The sequence below is a fragment of the Streptomyces sp. NPDC046557 genome, assembly GCF_040645975.1.
Lineage (GTDB): Bacteria > Actinomycetota > Actinomycetes > Streptomycetales > Streptomycetaceae > Streptomyces.
The window spans coordinates 437,404-452,382 of sequence record NZ_JBEYZH010000001.1 but is presented as its reverse complement, the minus strand read 5'-3'; the positions used below and the strand labels follow the sequence as shown (position 1 = coordinate 452,382).

At 73.0% G+C, this 14,979-nt stretch carries 12 protein-coding genes and 1 pseudogene; 8 read left to right on the top strand and 5 right to left on the bottom strand.

What is annotated here, in order from left to right:
• The first annotated feature begins 37 nt into the window (after nucleotides 1-37).
• From ABZ934_RS02230 to ABZ934_RS02215, 4 genes are all read left to right on the top strand, one after another.
• On the top strand, nucleotides 38-1,300 hold the full coding sequence (locus ABZ934_RS02230; RefSeq protein WP_361307579.1) for a DUF6777 domain-containing protein: 1,263 nt from the start codon (nucleotides 38-40) through the stop codon (nucleotides 1,298-1,300).
• A 7-nt stretch (nucleotides 1,301-1,307) separates the two neighbouring features.
• On the top strand, nucleotides 1,308-3,371 hold the full coding sequence (locus ABZ934_RS02225; RefSeq protein WP_361307577.1) for a SpoIIE family protein phosphatase: 2,064 nt from the start codon (nucleotides 1,308-1,310) through the stop codon (nucleotides 3,369-3,371).
• A gap of 52 nt (nucleotides 3,372-3,423) precedes the next feature.
• Nucleotides 3,424-4,284 (top strand): DNA-formamidopyrimidine glycosylase family protein, encoded by an 861-nt coding sequence (locus ABZ934_RS02220; RefSeq protein ID WP_361307575.1) that lies wholly within the window; start codon nucleotides 3,424-3,426, stop codon nucleotides 4,282-4,284.
• Nucleotides 4,285-4,377: 93 nt separating this feature from the next.
• A complete protein-coding gene (locus tag ABZ934_RS02215; protein WP_361307573.1) occupies nucleotides 4,378-4,779 on the top strand; it encodes a hypothetical protein in 402 nt (133 codons plus the stop codon).
• An 8-nt stretch (nucleotides 4,780-4,787) separates the two neighbouring features.
• On the opposite strand, the gene ABZ934_RS02210 is transcribed toward ABZ934_RS02215, so the two are convergent.
• Both ABZ934_RS02210 and ABZ934_RS02205 read right to left on the bottom strand, forming a co-directional pair.
• The gene (locus ABZ934_RS02210; RefSeq protein WP_361308677.1) at nucleotides 4,788-5,252 is read right to left on the bottom strand and encodes a hypothetical protein; all 465 of its coding nucleotides are present in this window, start codon (nucleotides 5,250-5,252) and stop codon (nucleotides 4,788-4,790) included.
• A 281-nt stretch (nucleotides 5,253-5,533) separates the two neighbouring features.
• Entirely contained in the window at nucleotides 5,534-6,067 is a 534-nt protein-coding gene (locus tag ABZ934_RS02205) for a sigma-70 family RNA polymerase sigma factor (protein ID WP_361307571.1), read from the bottom strand.
• Nucleotides 6,068-6,445: 378 nt separating this feature from the next.
• Between ABZ934_RS02205 and ABZ934_RS02200 the strand changes: the two genes are divergently transcribed.
• Nucleotides 6,446-7,651, top strand: a complete 1,206-nt coding sequence (locus ABZ934_RS02200) for a CapA family protein (protein WP_361307569.1) — start codon at nucleotides 6,446-6,448, stop codon at nucleotides 7,649-7,651.
• An 83-nt stretch (nucleotides 7,652-7,734) separates the two neighbouring features.
• Here ABZ934_RS02200 and ABZ934_RS02195 read toward each other — a convergent pair.
• Nucleotides 7,735-8,220: pseudogene (locus ABZ934_RS02195) on the bottom strand (universal stress protein).
• A gap of 58 nt (nucleotides 8,221-8,278) precedes the next feature.
• Between ABZ934_RS02195 and lysX the strand changes: the two are divergent.
• Both lysX and ABZ934_RS02185 read left to right on the top strand, forming a co-directional pair.
• Entirely contained in the window at nucleotides 8,279-11,581 is a 3,303-nt protein-coding gene (lysX, locus tag ABZ934_RS02190; protein ID WP_361307567.1) for a bifunctional lysylphosphatidylglycerol synthetase/lysine--tRNA ligase LysX, read from the top strand.
• A 125-nt stretch (nucleotides 11,582-11,706) separates the two neighbouring features.
• Nucleotides 11,707-12,618: a polysaccharide deacetylase family protein gene (locus tag ABZ934_RS02185; RefSeq protein ID WP_361307565.1), complete on the top strand. Its 912-nt coding sequence runs from the start codon at nucleotides 11,707-11,709 to the stop codon at nucleotides 12,616-12,618.
• A 45-nt stretch (nucleotides 12,619-12,663) separates the two neighbouring features.
• Here the strand turns inward: ABZ934_RS02185 and ABZ934_RS02180 are convergent, their stop codons facing one another.
• Nucleotides 12,664-13,329: a class F sortase gene (locus ABZ934_RS02180; RefSeq protein WP_361307563.1), complete on the bottom strand. Its 666-nt coding sequence runs from the start codon at nucleotides 13,327-13,329 to the stop codon at nucleotides 12,664-12,666.
• Nucleotides 13,330-13,681: 352 nt separating this feature from the next.
• Here ABZ934_RS02180 and ABZ934_RS02175 point away from each other — a divergent pair, with 352 nt between their 5' ends.
• Nucleotides 13,682-14,194 (top strand): hypothetical protein, encoded by a 513-nt coding sequence (locus ABZ934_RS02175; RefSeq protein ID WP_361307561.1) that lies wholly within the window; start codon nucleotides 13,682-13,684, stop codon nucleotides 14,192-14,194.
• 106 nt (nucleotides 14,195-14,300) lie between these two features.
• Here the strand turns inward: ABZ934_RS02175 and ABZ934_RS02170 are convergent, their stop codons facing one another.
• A complete protein-coding gene (locus ABZ934_RS02170) occupies nucleotides 14,301-14,912 on the bottom strand; it encodes a hypothetical protein (protein WP_361307559.1) in 612 nt (203 codons plus the stop codon).
• Nucleotides 14,913-14,979 lie beyond the last annotated feature (67 nt).

Genomic DNA, 14,979 nt, shown 5'->3' with positions numbered 1-14,979 from the left:
ACAAGAGGGAGCAACCGGGGCGAAAAGGGAGAATCTCGTGAACGACGAGCACGCACCGACATCCCGTCAGGCGCCGCGCCGTCATACCCCGGCCCGGACAACGCTCTTCACGGCCATCGGCCTGCTGGGCCTGCTCGCCACCGCCTGCGGCGGCTCGGAGGAGCCCGTGAGCACCCCCGGCCCGGAGAACCAGGAGGTCCACCTCCAACCCGTCGGCTCCGCCGGACCCGACCCCTTCACCACCTCCACCGCCACCGGTGAGTCCGCCCCCGCCCAGCCTCCGCTGCCCAACCAGAGCGGCCGGGGCATCCGCACCGTCAACGCCGCCACACCGGGTCTGTACGGCGGCATCCAGCGGCTCGGAAGCTGCGACGTGGAACACCAGTCGAGCCTGCTGACCGCCGACAACGCCAAGGCGGGTGCCTTCGCCGGGGCCTCCGGCGTCGACCAGGACAAGATCGGGGACTTCCTGCGCGACCTCACACCGGTCGTCCTGCGCGCGGACACCCGGGTCACCAGTCACGGCTTCCAGGACGGCCGCGCCAGTGCCTTCCAGTCCGTGCTCCAGGCCGGGACGGCCGTCCTCGTCGACGGCCACGGCATGCCGCGCGTCCGCTGCGGCTCCGGAAACCCCCTCTCCGCGCCCCGCGCCCCCAAGGGGAACCCGGTGATCAAGGGCGAACCCTGGAACGGCTACCAGGCCAACCAGGTCATCGTCATCGAGCCGACCGTCCAGCAGCTGGAGCACCTCGTGCTCGTGAACCTCGCCGACAACACCTGGCTGGAGCGCAAGACCGGCGACGACGGCGCCCAGGACACGACGCCCCAGGGGATGCCGCCCTACGACCCGGCCGAAAGCATCCCGAGCGGTCCCCTCACCTCCGAGGGTCCCGCCGGACCCGGCAGCCCGTCCGAAGCGGCCCGCCCGACAGGACCGACCGGGCAGAACCGGCCGGTCCAGCCCCCGCAACCGCCGCCCAAGCAGCCGCCGGCGCCGCCCTCCGACGCCCCCTCCCCATTCGCCCCGGCCCTCCCCGACGGTCCCGCGCAGAACGTGCCCCAGGACATCCCCCAAGGCCTGCCCCAGGACATTCCGCCGGACGGCACCCTCGACCTCCCGCCGGACCCGTACCCCACCGCGCCGCCGCCCGGCGACCCGGGACTGCCGACGGTCCCGGACGGCGTGGCGCCGGAGCAGGCGGACCCGTACGGATACGACCCCGTCGCCCCTTCCGACCCGTACGCCGTGCCCGACGCCCCGCAGCCCTTCGGCCCCGCCCCCTCCATGGAGAGCGCCTGACCCGCCGGTGTGTCATGGTGGACCGGTGCCGACCGCCGTATCGCTCCCGGACGACTGGCCCGCGCACCCGGACCGGTCGCTCTCGCTGAACCGGATGGGCAGTTTTGACTGGGACCTGCTCACCGGTCTCATGCACATGGACGTGGCGGCCCTCGACGTGTTCGACACGAGCCCCGCCGACTACGACGGCCGTCCCGAATCCCTCGCCCACCGCGTACCGCCCGCCGAGGCGACCCGGCTCGACGCGCTCGTCTCCAGCGCCCTCAAGAGCGGCGTGGACAGCTACGGCGCCTACTTCCGCATCCGCTGCCACGACGGCACCCTCCGCTGGACCCACACCCAGGGCCGCGTCATGCGCGGCCCCGACGGCCGCCCGTACCGGATCATCGGCATCGTCCGGGACGCGACCGAGGAGCTCGGCCACTCGGCGGAACGCCTCGGCCTGGACGAGGAGCGGCGCCGCCAGACCTCGGTGGTCGAGAGCACCACCGCCGCCCTCGCCCACGCCCGGACCGTCCAGGACGTCATCGACGCGCTCGGCGACGCCCACGGCCTGGAGCGGCTCGGCTCGATGGGCATGGTCATGGGACTCGTCGAGGCCGGCCGCATCCACCTGGTGGCCGAAGGACCGGAAGGCAGTTTCATCCCCGGCACCCGCTACACCCGCATCGACGAGCAGTACCCGATGAGCGAGGTCGTCCGCTCCCTCCAGCCCCGCTTCCTCGACTCCGCGAAGGAGTTCGCCGAGGGCTACCCCGAACTCTGGGCGAAGATCTCCTCGATGGACATCTCGGCAGCCGCCTACCTGCCCCTGATCGCCCAGGCCCGCCCGATCGGCGCCATCGGACTGCTCTACCAGGACAAGGACGGCTTCACGCAGGAGGAACGGAACCTGCTCGTCGCCCTCGGCAGCAGCATCGCCCAGAGCCTGCAACGGGCCATGCTGCTGGAACAGGAACACGACCTCGCCGAAGGTCTCCAGCAGGCGATGCTGCCACGGCGCATCCCGTCCGTCCCCGGCGCGGACATCGCCGTCCGCTACCGGTCGGCGCGCATGGGCCAGGACATCGGGGGCGACTGGTACGACGTCGTCCCGCTGCCGGGCGGCCGCGTCGGGGCGGTCATCGGCGACGTCCAGGGCCACGACACCCATGCGGCCGCGGTGATGGGCCAGCTGCGCATCGTGCTGCGCGCGTACGCGACCGAGGGCCACTCGCCGGCCACCGTCATGGCGCGGGCCTCGGTGTTCCTGCACGAGCTGGACACCGACCGCTTCGCGACCTGCACCTACGTGGAAGCCGACCTCGCGACCGGCGTGCTCCAACTGGTACGGGCCGGGCACATCGATCCGCTGCTGCGCACCCGCGACGGGGACTGCCGCCGGATCACGGCGGAGGGCGGAATGCCGCTGGGGCTCTCGGCGGAGTTCGGCCGGCTGGAGTACCCGGTCACCACGATGGAGCTGGGCCCTGGGGAAACGCTTCTGCTCTGTACGGACGGCCTGGTCGAGCAGCCGGGCACGGACCTCGACCAGGGGATCGGACACCTGACGCACCTCATCCGGAGCGGCCCGTCGGACCTCCAGAAGCTGGCGGACGTGCTGTGCGGGGTCATCGACGAGCGGGGCGGCGACGACGACATGGCGCTGCTGTTGCTGCGCCGCGAGGTGCCCGAGGCGCCGCAGGCCGGCGGCCGGCTCCAACAGCACGTGGCCCCGGCGGACCCCGAGGCCCTGGTCTCGGCCCGGCACATGATCGGCGCGGCGGTGCGCGCGTGGGGGGCGCGGGAGCGGGCCGACGAGATCGAGCTGGTCGCCGACGAGCTGATCGTCAACGCGCTCATGCACACCGACGGCCCGGCCATCGTGACGCTTCGGGTGCTGCCCGGCCCCCGGCGCCGGCTCCGGGTGGAGGTCGAGGACCGCTCCAGCGCCCTGCCCCGACGCCGGGAGGCGGGGGAGTCGGGCGTCTCGGGCCGTGGTCTGATGCTCGTGGATCGGCTGGCGGACGTCTGGGGCGTGGACCCCCGGGGCGGCGGCAAGTGCGTGTGGTGCGAGTTCGTCCTCTCGTAGACGTCGGTGGCTACGGCTCGCGTTGCGCGGTGGGCGGCGGCACGCTGGGAGCATGCCGGAGCTGCCCGAAGTCGAGGCCCTGAGGGTGTTCCTCGACGAGCACCTGACCGGGCGGGTGGTCGAACGCGTCCTCCCGCTCGCGGTCAGCGTGCTGAAGACGTACGACCCCCCGCTCAGCGCCCTGGAAGGGCAGACCGCCGGGTCCACCACCCGCTACGGGAAGTTCCTCGCCCTGCGGATCGGCGACCTCCACCTCGTCACCCACCTGGCCCGGGCCGGCTGGCTGCGCTGGCAGGACACCCTGCCTACGGGCCCGCCGCGCCCCGGGAAGGGACCGCTGGCGCTGCGCGTCGTACTGCAAGGCGGCGGGGGCTTCGACCTGACCGAGGCGGGCACCCAGAAGCGGCTCGCGGTGTACGTGGTCCGCGACCCCGGGGAGGTCCCCGGCATCGCCCGGCTCGGGCCCGACCCGCTCGCCGACGACTTCGACCGGGCCGCGTTCGCCGCCCTGCTGGCGGGGGAGCGGCGGCAGATCAAGGGGGTCCTGCGCGATCAGAGCGTCATCGCCGGCATCGGCAACGCCTACAGCGACGAGATCCTGCACGCCGCGAAGGTCTCGCCGTTCAAACTGGCCGCCTCCTTCGACGAGGAGCAGGTGACGCACCTCTACGACGCCGTACGGGACACCCTGCGCGCGGCGGTCGAGCGGGCCCACGGGGTGGCGGCGGGGCGGCTCAAGGCCGAGAAGAAGAGCGGGCTGCGGGTCCACGGCCGGTCCGGGGAGCCGTGCCCGGTCTGCGGGGACACCATCCGCTCGGTGTCCTTCGCCGACTCCTCGCTGGAGTACTGCCCCACCTGCCAGACCGGCGGCAAACCCCTCGCGGACCGGCGCCTCTCCCGCCTCCTCAAGTAGCCGCGAGACGCAACCCACCGGGCGCCGGTGTTCCGGGCCGGCGCTTCCGGTCGGCGGGGCTGCTCGGGGAGGGGGTGCGTAGACTGTCGGGCCATGGCCGAGGAGCAGCAGGCGGCGCGGCGGGAGGTCGTCACCGGCGTGCCCCGGGGGTCGCGGCGCAGGGCGCCCGCGCACACCCCGGCGCGGTCGGAGATCTCCGAGCAGACCAGCGTCGGTGCCACCTACGTCAGGGCCCTGATGCGCAGTCAACTCCGGGCGGGACTCCGGGCGCTGGCCGTGCTCGCGCTGCTCGTCGGCGCGCTGCCGGTGGCGTTCCTGCTGCCCCGGGTGGCGTCCGGCCCGCTGGTGTGGGTGGTGTTGGGGCTGCTCGTGTACCCGGTGATGTGGCTGATCGCCCGCTGGTACGTGGCCCGGGCCGAGCGCAACGAGGCCGATTTCACCGGGCTGGTCACGGACCCCGCCGAGGCGCCCGGATCCCGCACCGCGGACGCCTGAGCAGCCGCTCAGAACAGGTGCATCGCCAAGTGGCCCAGCGGCAGCCCCAGCTGCCAGGCCGGCGTCCAGACGCGGGCGTTCTCGTCCAGGCCGGCCGGCGTGTCCGCGTGGCCGCGCCGTCCCGGGTCGAGGTTGGTCGCGAACAGCTCCGTTCGGTCCAGCCAGCGCCAGGCCGCCCGGGCCAGTTCCAGGTCCGGGTCCCCGTCCCGCCCGTCCTCCCGCGCCTCTTCGCCGAGCTGGAGGAACCGGGTCTCCACCCAGTCGCGCCACGGGTGTCCGTAGGCCGTCAGCGACAGCCACTCGTCGAGCTGGGAGACAACCCTGATCCCGGAGAGCTCACCGGCCGCGTCCGAGAGGTAGATGGTCAGCGCGAGCGTGTCCCGGCCGGCCCGGAACTCCAGCGTACTGACGGGGATCAGCCGGCCCGTGCGCAGCAGTTCGTCGGCGATGTACTCCGCGTAGAGCCACGCCATGGGCACCGCCAGCCCACTGCCGCCACCGTCACTGGTGCCGTTCGTACCTTCGGGCCGCACCGTTCCACCTTCTCCCGCGCGTGAGGTTCCCGTCGTCAGCCCCGAGCCTTCACCGAGGGCCTCGCGGAGCGGGGGATGTTTACTCAACTTGAACGGACTGGTACCGGTTTTGGCGCGGCTTGTGTCCGGTCCGTGTCCCTTCGAGGCATTCTCCGGACCGGGTGCCGCCTCGGGTGCGGGCGTACCGACCAGGCTCGCCTCCGCTCCGTCTTGACGGTACCTCAGGCGCCGAGCCCGTATCCCTGGAGCCCCTTGCGCAGGGCGCGCAGCGCGTAGTAGGTACGGGACTTGACGGTTCCGGCCGGAATGCCGAGTTCCGCGGCGGCCTCGGCCACCGAGCGGTCCCGGAAGTAGACCTGCATCAGCACCTCACGGTGCTCCTGCCCCAGGCTGCCCACGGCCCGCCTGACATCGATCGCGGTCACCGAGCCCGCCACCGCGTCCTGCGGCGCGGGTGCCTGGTCCAGGCCGTCCGGGTCCACCTCCTGCGGCCGCGAGAGGCGGGCCCGGCGGGCGTCGATCACGAGCCGACGGGCGACGGTGAACAACCACGGCCGCATGGATTCGTGCCCGCTGGCCAACACCTCCGGGTGCTGCCAGACCCGTACGAGGGTCTCCTGGACGAGGTCCTCGGCCCGCTGGGCGTCCCCCGCCGTCAGGCCGACCAGGAAACCGAACAGCGCCCGCCCGTGCTCGCGCTGGAGTTCGGCCAGCGCCTCGGGGTCCGTGCGCAGGAGGGTGGGGGAGGGCGGCACGAGTGCTCCTTCCGCGGTTCACCGGGTCTGCCGGGGACCGTCCCGGCGCCCGTATGGGGTCCGACGGATCCACCCTGACCTGCACGGGGCAGCCCGGGAACCGTCCGGAGCCGCCGTTGCGCCCAAGCACCCCGGTCTTCCGGTGGGCGGGCGCGCCGCACGGTGAACGGTCGAACGGCGCGGCGAACGGCCACGGGGGTGAACCGTGCGGGTCGGGCCGCGTCGTTCCTTGACTTGCGGCGTCGTCTTCTGTGAATTCAGCTCATCGGATAGTCGTACGCATCATCCGGAACCGGGAGTCCGGGCGTTCCACGACGTCCCGTGTGTCCCGGCCGTTCCGGCGTCCGCAGGTGTCCCTCCGAGCGAGAGCCGGTACAGATGACCCAGCGCACCCGCCAGGCCCTCGCCCTCGCGTCGGCCCTCCTGCTGTCCGCCACGGCCGCCGCCTGCTCCGCCGGCGGGAGGTCCGCCCCGGCGCGCATGGCCGGCAGCCACGGCCCGGGGTCTTCCACCGGCGGCTCAGCCGCCGCTCCGGGCGGCGCCAAGGGCTTCACCCTGGTGGCGAGCGGCGACGTACTCCCGCACACCTCGATCATCCGGCAGGGCGCCACGGACACCGGGGGAGACGGCTACGACTTCCAGCCGATGTTCGCCGGCGTCAAACCGGTGGTCTCCGCCGCGGACCTCGCCCTGTGCCACATGGAGACCGTCTACGGCGAGGACGGCGGCCCCTTCACCGGCTACCCGGCTTTCAAATCCCCGCCGGAGATCGCCGACGCGCTGAAGGCCACCGGCTACGACGGTTGCTCCACCGCCTCCAACCACACCCTGGACGACGGCGCCGACGGTGTGCGGCGCACCCTCGACACGTTCGACAAGGCGGGCCTCAAACACGCCGGCTCGGCCCGTACGGCGGCCGAGGCCGCCACCGTCACCGTCTACCGCGCCGGTTCCGCCAAGGTCGCGCACCTCGCGTACACGTACGACACGAACGGCTACCCGATGCCCGAGGGTCAGCCGTGGGCCGTCAACCTGATGAAGCAGGAGAAGATCATCGCGGACGCGCGGGCCGCCCGGAAGGCGGGCGCGGACGTGGTCCTGGTCAGCGTGCACTGGGGCACCGAGTGGCAGACCGAGCCGGACGAGACCCAGCTGGCGCTCGGCAAGGCGCTGACCGCCTCGCAGACCGCCGGACGCCCCGACATCGACCTGATCCTCGGCACCCACGCCCACATCCCCCAGCCCTACGAGAAGGTCAACGGGACCTGGATCATCTACGGCATGGGAGACCAGGTCGCGGGCGAGATGTTCAACGACACCGGCGCGCGGGACGCACGCGGCAACTACGGGTCGATCGGCCGATTCACCTTCGCCCCGCCGGCCGCCGCGGGACAGCGCTGGCAGGTCACCAAGGCCGAGTTCGTCCCGCAGATGACCGACGAGTCGCCCTGGAGGGTCGTCAACCTCCCCGACGCCCTCGCCAAGCACCCCGACCACGAGGACTGGGAAACCGCCCGGGCCGCCATCAGCGAGGCCGTCCTCAGCCGCGGCGCCGACAAGGACGGCCTCACGATGGGCAAGTAGCGAACCGCCCCCGTATCAGGGCCGTCCCCGCGTCCGGCCGACCACGGCCCCCGGCCCGTGCGCCCCGACCACGGCCCGGCCCGTTACGGCACCACCGTGACGGGCCAGCGGCCCGCCTTGACCAGCCTGACCGCCACCGAGCCGACGATGTGGTGCCCGGCCCGCTCCGACGTCCCGACCACCACCGCGTCCCCCTTCAGTTCCTCCGCCGCGCCCACCAGACCGGCTGGGGGCACCTCCCAGCGGTAGCTGGGGGAGGATCGCCACGGAACGTGTGGAACTGCCAGCGCACCTCGAAGATGCCCCTCAGACGCTCGGCGGCCGCACGGATCTCCGCGACGAGGCCCTCCGCGATCTCACCGGTCGTGTCCGACACCGGCGCCCCAACGAGGCCCCGGCCGCCATCACCGGCTGCACGTACACCAGCGCCGGCAGCGCGTTCTGCCGCCGCGCCGGCCCCGCCGCGTACGCCGCGGCCCGCAGCGAGAGTCCGAACCGTCGATCCCGGCCAGGAGCACCTTCGGACCGTCCGTGCCGCGTTCGAATCCCCTACCCACGTGGTCCGTCACGCCCCGAGATCATCCCGTCGGCGCGCGGACCGGCCCGGCCCTCCCTACAGTGCGAACCATGAGTGCCACCGCGGAGCAGACCCGGGGGACCCGCAGCCGCTTCCTGAACCGGGTCCCCGACGCGTTCGGGGCGTTCTTCGGAACGCTCGGACTGCTGTGTGCCCTCCTGTCGCTCTTTCCGGCGCTGCGCCACCTCATGCGCCCCGTCCTGCGCTCCCTGGACGACTTCGTGGTTCCCGTCAGCGCGAACCTCGCCTACGCCGTCTTCCTCTTCCTCCTCGCCGCCGCCCTCGGCGCCCGCAAGAAGGTCGCCTGGTGGATCGTCGTCGCCTATCTGGCCCTGCTGATCCTCGTCGACGTCCTGTTCATCGCGGACGACGAGTACTGGATCGGCGGCGTCTCCCTGGCCCTCGCGACCGGCGCCCTCGCCGTCCTGATCGCCGCTCGCCGGGAGTTCTACGCCGCCTCCCGGCCCGGGGCCTTCTGGCGGGCCCTGCTCGTCCTCGGTCTGGGACTGCTCCTCGCCGTCCTCGCCGGATGGGGCCTGGTCGCCCTGGTCCCGGGGACCCTGCCCAAGGGCCAGTGGCTCGACTGGGCCGCCAAGGAGGTCTTCGGCGGCCTCTTCTCCGCCCGCCAGTTCGACGGCCGCCCGCCCCGCCCGCTGTCCTTCGTGCTCGGCCTCTTCGGCGCGCTCGCCCTGCTGAACGCCGCCGCAGTCCTGTTCCGGTCCCAGCGGCTGACCGCCGCCCTGCAGGGGGACGAGGAAGCCCGCATCCGCGCGCTCCTCGGTGCGTACGGGCGCGGTGACTCCCTCGGCTATTTCGCGACCCGGCGGGACAAGGCCGTCGTCTTCGCCCCCAACGGCAAGGCCGCCGTCACCTACCGGGTCGAGGCCGGCGTATGTCTGGCCAGCGGCGACCCGGTCGGCGACCCCGCCGCCTGGACCCCCGCCATCAACGCCTGGCTGGCCGTGGCCCGTCGCTACGGCTGGCAGCCGGCCGTCATGGGCGCCTCCGAGGACGGCGCGACCGCGTACGCCCGCTCCGGGCTCGGCGCGCTGCAACTCGGCGACGAGGCGATCCTGCACGTCGCCCAGTTCGACCTCGACGGCCGCGACATGCGCGTCACCAGGCAAGCGGTCAACCGGGTCCGGCGCACGGGCGCCACCACGGTCATCCGCCGCCACTCCGCCCTCTCCGAGGAGGAGATGCACACCATCGTCGAACGGGCCGACAGCTGGCGCGACACCGAGACCGAACGCGGCTTCTCCATGGCCCTGGACCGGCTCGGCGACCCAGCCGACGGCGACTGCCTCCTCGTCGAGGCGTTCGACGCCGAGCGCCGGCTGATCGCCCTGCTGTCCTTCGTCCCCTGGGGGAAGGACGGCATCTCCCTCGACCTGATGCGCCGCGACCGCGCCGCCCCCAACGGCGTCATGGAGTTCATGGTCGCCCAGCTCTGCGCCGCCGCGCCCGGGCTGGGCGTGCGCCGGATCTCCCTCAACTTCGCCGTCTTCCGCTCGGCCTTCGAGGAGGGCGGCCGGATCGGCGCCGGCCCGGTCCTCAGGCTCTGGCGCAGACTGCTGCTGTTCTTCTCCCGCTGGTGGCAGCTGGAGGCGCTGTACCGCTCGAACGTCAAGTACGGTCCCGAGTGGTACCCGCGCTTCCTCTGCTACCAGGACGCCGGCTCCCTCGCCCGGGTCAGCCTCGCCTCCGGCATCGCCGAGGGCTTCGTCTCCGTACCGAGCATGCGCAAACTGTGGGGCAACGCCCACCCCAAGGGCCTCACCGCGCCCGCCACCACCGAGGGCCTGCCCTCCATCGACTCCCTCGGCCTGCACCTCCTAAGGGAGGCCGGCGAACGCCCGGCGGCCGAACGGCTGCCCGAGCAGGTCCGGGTACGGCACGCCAAACTGGACCGGATCCGGGCCTCCGGCACCGACCCCTACCCGGTCGGCATCCCGCAGCCCACCCACACCGTCGCCCGCCTCGAAGCGACCCACCCGGGCTACCCGCCCGGCACCCGCACCGGCGAACAGGTCACCCTCGCGGGCCGGGTGATGGTCGTACGCGACCTCGGCGGAGTCGTCTTCGCCGTACTGCGGGACTGGACCGGCGACACCCAGCTGATGTTCACCCGCGACGAGGCGGGCCCGGCCGTCCTGGACGCCTTCACCTCACAGGTCGACTTCGGCGACCACGTCGTGGCCACCGGCGAGGTCGGTGCCAGCAAGACCGGCCGGCTGTCCGTCGTCGTCCACTCCTGGCAACTCACCGGCAAGTGCCTGCGCCCCCTGCCCGACAAGCGCAAGGGCCTCGCCGATCCCGAGGCCCGGGTCCGGCGCCGCTACCTCGACCTGGTCGCCAGCCCCGACGCACGCGACGTCGTACGGGCCCGCTCCGTCGCCGTGCAGGCGCTGCGCCAAGGGCTGCTGGACCGCGGCTACCTGGAGGTCGAGACCCCGATGCTCCAGCAGATCCACGGCGGCGCCAACGCCCGCCCCTTCCGCACCCACATCAACGCCTACGACCTCGACCTGTACCTGCGCATCGCCCCCGAGTTGTACCTGAAACGGCTGTGCGTCGGCGGCATGGAGAAGGTCTTCGAGATGGGCCGCACCTTCCGCAACGAAGGCGTCTCCTACAAGCACAACCCCGAGTTCACCATGCTGGAGGCGTACCAGGCGTTCGCGGACTACGACGTCATGCTCGACCTGACGCGCGAGCTGATCCAGGGCGCCGCCACCGCGGCCTTCGGCTCGCCCGTCGCCCACAAGGCCGATGCCGACGGCGCCCTCGTCGTCCACGACATCTCCGGGTACTGGCCGGTCAAGACGGTGTACGGGGCCATCGGTGACGCGCTGGGCGAGGAGGTCGACGCCGACACCGACGAGCGGGCGCTGCGCCGCCTGTGCGACCGGGCCGGGGTCCCCCACTCGCCCGACGACACCCGGGGCGACGTCGTGCTGGAGATGTACGAGCGGCTGGTGGAGGAGCGGACGAAGCTGCCCACCTTCTACAAGGACTTCCCCACCGACGTCTCCCCGCTGACCCGGCAGCACCGCAAGGACCCCAGGCTGGCCGAACGCTGGGACCTGGTCGCCTTCGGCACCGAGCTCGGCACCGCCTACTCGGAGCTCACCGACCCCGTGGAGCAGCGCCGCCGGCTGACCGCGCAGTCACTGCTGGCGGCGGGCGGCGATCCCGAGGCGATGGAACTCGACAACGACTTCCTGGACGCGTTGGAGTACGCGATGCCGCCGACCGGGGGCCTGGGCATCGGCGTGGACCGCCTCGTCATGTTCCTCACCGGTCTGACGATCCGCGAGACGCTTCCGTTCCCGCTCGTACGACGCGGCTGACGGTTCCCACCACGCCCCGGCCGACGGGCCCTCCGGCCGGTCCGGCCTGCGCCGGGCGGGTGACGGCCGGCGGGCGCCTTCGCGTCTCCCGGCGACTTCACCGATGTGATTGATACCAGTTGAGAATGAAAAATGACGAGCCGACAGTAGGGCGGCGCGTGCTCCTGCGCTCCGCCGTCTTCCTCGGGGTCGCGGCGGCCGCGTCGCTGATCACCGGCGGCGAGAGCGACACCCCGGCCCCCGGCGACGCCGCCGGAACCGGCCCCGCGCCCGGCCCCGGCGGCGCGGGCGCCACCGGTCGGGGGGCGCCGGGAGCCCCCGCCCTGCGAGCGGGGGGGCCTCCGCCGAACAGCTACCGGTTGAACCCGATGACGGCGGAGGCCCCGGCCCGGCCCCCCGCGGTGAAGCCCGCCGTCCGCACCCGCCCCATCCTGGAACTGCCCGCCGAGGCGAGCCGGTCCGGCCAGATGGTCCTCACCTTCGACGACGGCCCCGACCCCCGCTATACCCCCGGTATCCTCGACACCCTCGCCCGGTACGGGGTCCGCGCCGTGTTCTTCGTATGCGGGGAGATGGCCACCGACAACCGCGACCTGCTGCGCCGGATGGCCGCCGAGGGCCACGTCATCGGCAACCACACCTGGACCCACCCGCTCATCCCCACCCTCACCCGCCCCGACCTGGCCGGCGAGATCGGGCGCACCAGCGACGTCGTGGAAGCCGCCGTCGGCACCGCGCCCCAGTGGTTCCGGGCGCCCTACGGGGCCTGGAACCGGGCCGCCTTCGAGATCGGCGCCGAACTGGGCATGGAGCCCCTTGCCTGGACCGTGGACAGCCTCGACTGGACGGAACCGGGCACCTCCACCATCGTCTCCCGCATCCTGGGAGGCGCCGCCCCCGGGGTGATCGTGCTGTCCCACGACGCCGGCGGCAACCGCTCCCAGAGCGTCGAGGCGCTCGGTACGTACCTGCCCCGACTGCTCGCCAAGGGCTATCGGATGACGCTCCCCACCCTCCCTACGGCGCGGGCCCACTGAGGGACCGCCGACCACCCCCACCGCGGCGGGGGCGCCCCGGCGGTGTCAGCGGGCCTCCACCATCCGGGCGAAGACGACCACGTTGCCGTCGTAGCCGCGGCCCTTCGAGTAACCGCCGCCACAGGTGATCACGCGGAGTTCCGGGTGACCGGTGTCCCCGTACACCCGGGCTCCGGGAAAGGTCTCCTTCGAGAACACCTCCACGCCGTACACCTCGAACACCGCCGTGCGCCCGTCGTACCGCTCCACCTCGATGTGCTGGCCCTTGTTGAGCGAGCCCAGGCCGTAGAAGACCGCCGGGCCCTGCGCGTTGTCCACGTGGCCCACGATCACCGCCGAACCCTGCTGGCCCGGGGAGATCCCGTTGAGGTACCAGCCGGCCAGGTTCGGGTCCTGCGGAGGTGGCGCGTCGATGAAGCCCTGCGCGTCCAACCCGACCGTCATCACCGGCGCGTCCACCTTGATCGCGGGAATCCTGATGCGCTGCACCGACGAGTGCTCCAGCACCTCCAGGTCCGGCGGCGGAGCCGGCGGCGCCACCGCCGCCTGGTCGGGCCGTACCGCGACGGCCGCCGCGGCGGCGGGCTGCGGCGGACCCTCGTTCAGGTTCACGCCGTTGCGCATCATGGCGAGGCCGGTGAGCAGGACCAGTGCGAGTGGTCCCCACGGGGAGCGCCTCCTCGGCCGCTGCTCACCCTCGTCCTCGGTCATGGCTCTCCCTTCCCGACGCGGGGGTCCCGACCCGCGTTCCAGTCCCTCCCCTGTAAGCCCTACGTCACGCACGCTAAGCGCGCACGGTCGGGACGGCGATCCGGGGCGGGCGAACGGGTGGTGCGGCCGGAAGGGGTGCGCCCATCCAGGTAATCGTCACATAAATGCCTGACGGGTCGTGACCTGCGGATCCGTCAGAAACACTTCGACCTGCCCGGCGTGTCGCTCAACCGGGCGGCCCAAAGTCGAACATGCGCTGGTTGCGAGCCGCCCCGAGGGTTCGTGATGGGAGGCGTTCTCGTCGATCATCCCGGGCGACCGCTCCGGGGCGCTTCCCGCTGGAGGTTCCACCATGCGTGTTTTGCGCGCACTCACCGTGACCGCGGCGGCCTGCGCCGCCGTCGCCCTCGGCGCACCGTTCGCCTCGGCGAACCCGGCGGGCGGCCCACCGCTGGGCGGCGGCACCGGGCCCAGCAACGTCACGGTCAACCCCTACTCCGTGCACCAGGGCTCGACGATGCAGGTCAGCGCCGCCGGATGCACCCACGGCGGCACGGTCTGGTCGCACGGCAACTTTCCCGAGACGAGACTGTCGGCCGGTTCCATCGGATTCGCGACCGTCCGCATCTTCAACCACGCCTCTCCCGGCCACCAGACGCTGTCCGTCCGGTGCAACGACAGCAGCCTCGTCGCCACGCACCGCTTCACGATCCTCGACGGCAACGGCGCCCAGGGCGGACTCGGCGGTTCCTTCGGCCCGTCCACCACCGAGACCGCCATCGGTTCCGGTCTCGTCGCCGCGGCCGCGCTCGGCGCGGGCATCCACGTGATGCGCCGTCGCCGCCCGATCGGCAGCCGGGCCTGACCGGCCGACCTCCCCGGTGCGCCCGGCACCGCGGTCGCCCCGAGTCCTGACGAGGGCTCGGGGCGCGTGCGGTTCCCGCCACGGCCCGGCGGGAGCCCCGGCGCCGTCAGTGGCCACGGGAGCGACGGCGCAGCATGTATCCCGTGCCGCCCACGGCGGCCAACACGAAGCCGGCTCCGACGCCCAGTTCCAGCAGGTCCATCCCGGCGACGCTGCCGCCGAGACCACCGCGCACGCCGAGGGTGGCGCCGCGCGAGGCGGGTGCGACGGGTGCGGTCGGCGCGGCCGGTGCGGTCGGCGGCAACGGGAGGCGCCGCGGCGGGCCGACGGTGGAGCTCGTGGTGGGCCGGCTGGTACCGCCGGCGATGGTCAGGTCGGCGGAACGGGTCTCGCCGTTGCAGGTGAAGGTGACGGAGTACAGCGCCCCGGGACGGGCGTCCCGGTCGACGGTGACCCGTGCGGTCTGGCCACGCGCGATGCTCACGGTGTCGAACACCCCGGAGGAGGAGGTGGCGAACGCGGCGTCGCAACCGCTGACGGAGAGCACCACCTGGCCGCCGGGGGCGACCGTCGACGGGGTGATGGCGAAGGCGAACGGGGTGACGGGCTGGGCCTCGGCCGCGAGGGCGGCGCTGGTGCCCGCCGGGCCGAGCGCGAGGACGACGCCCGTGGCGCCGGCGCTCAGCAGGGCTGTGGCGGAGCTGCGTATCGCACCCATGAGTGATTCTCCGGATCCCCGAGGAGCAGCCGCGGAATGGTTTCCGCACGTGGAGGGACGTGCGCCT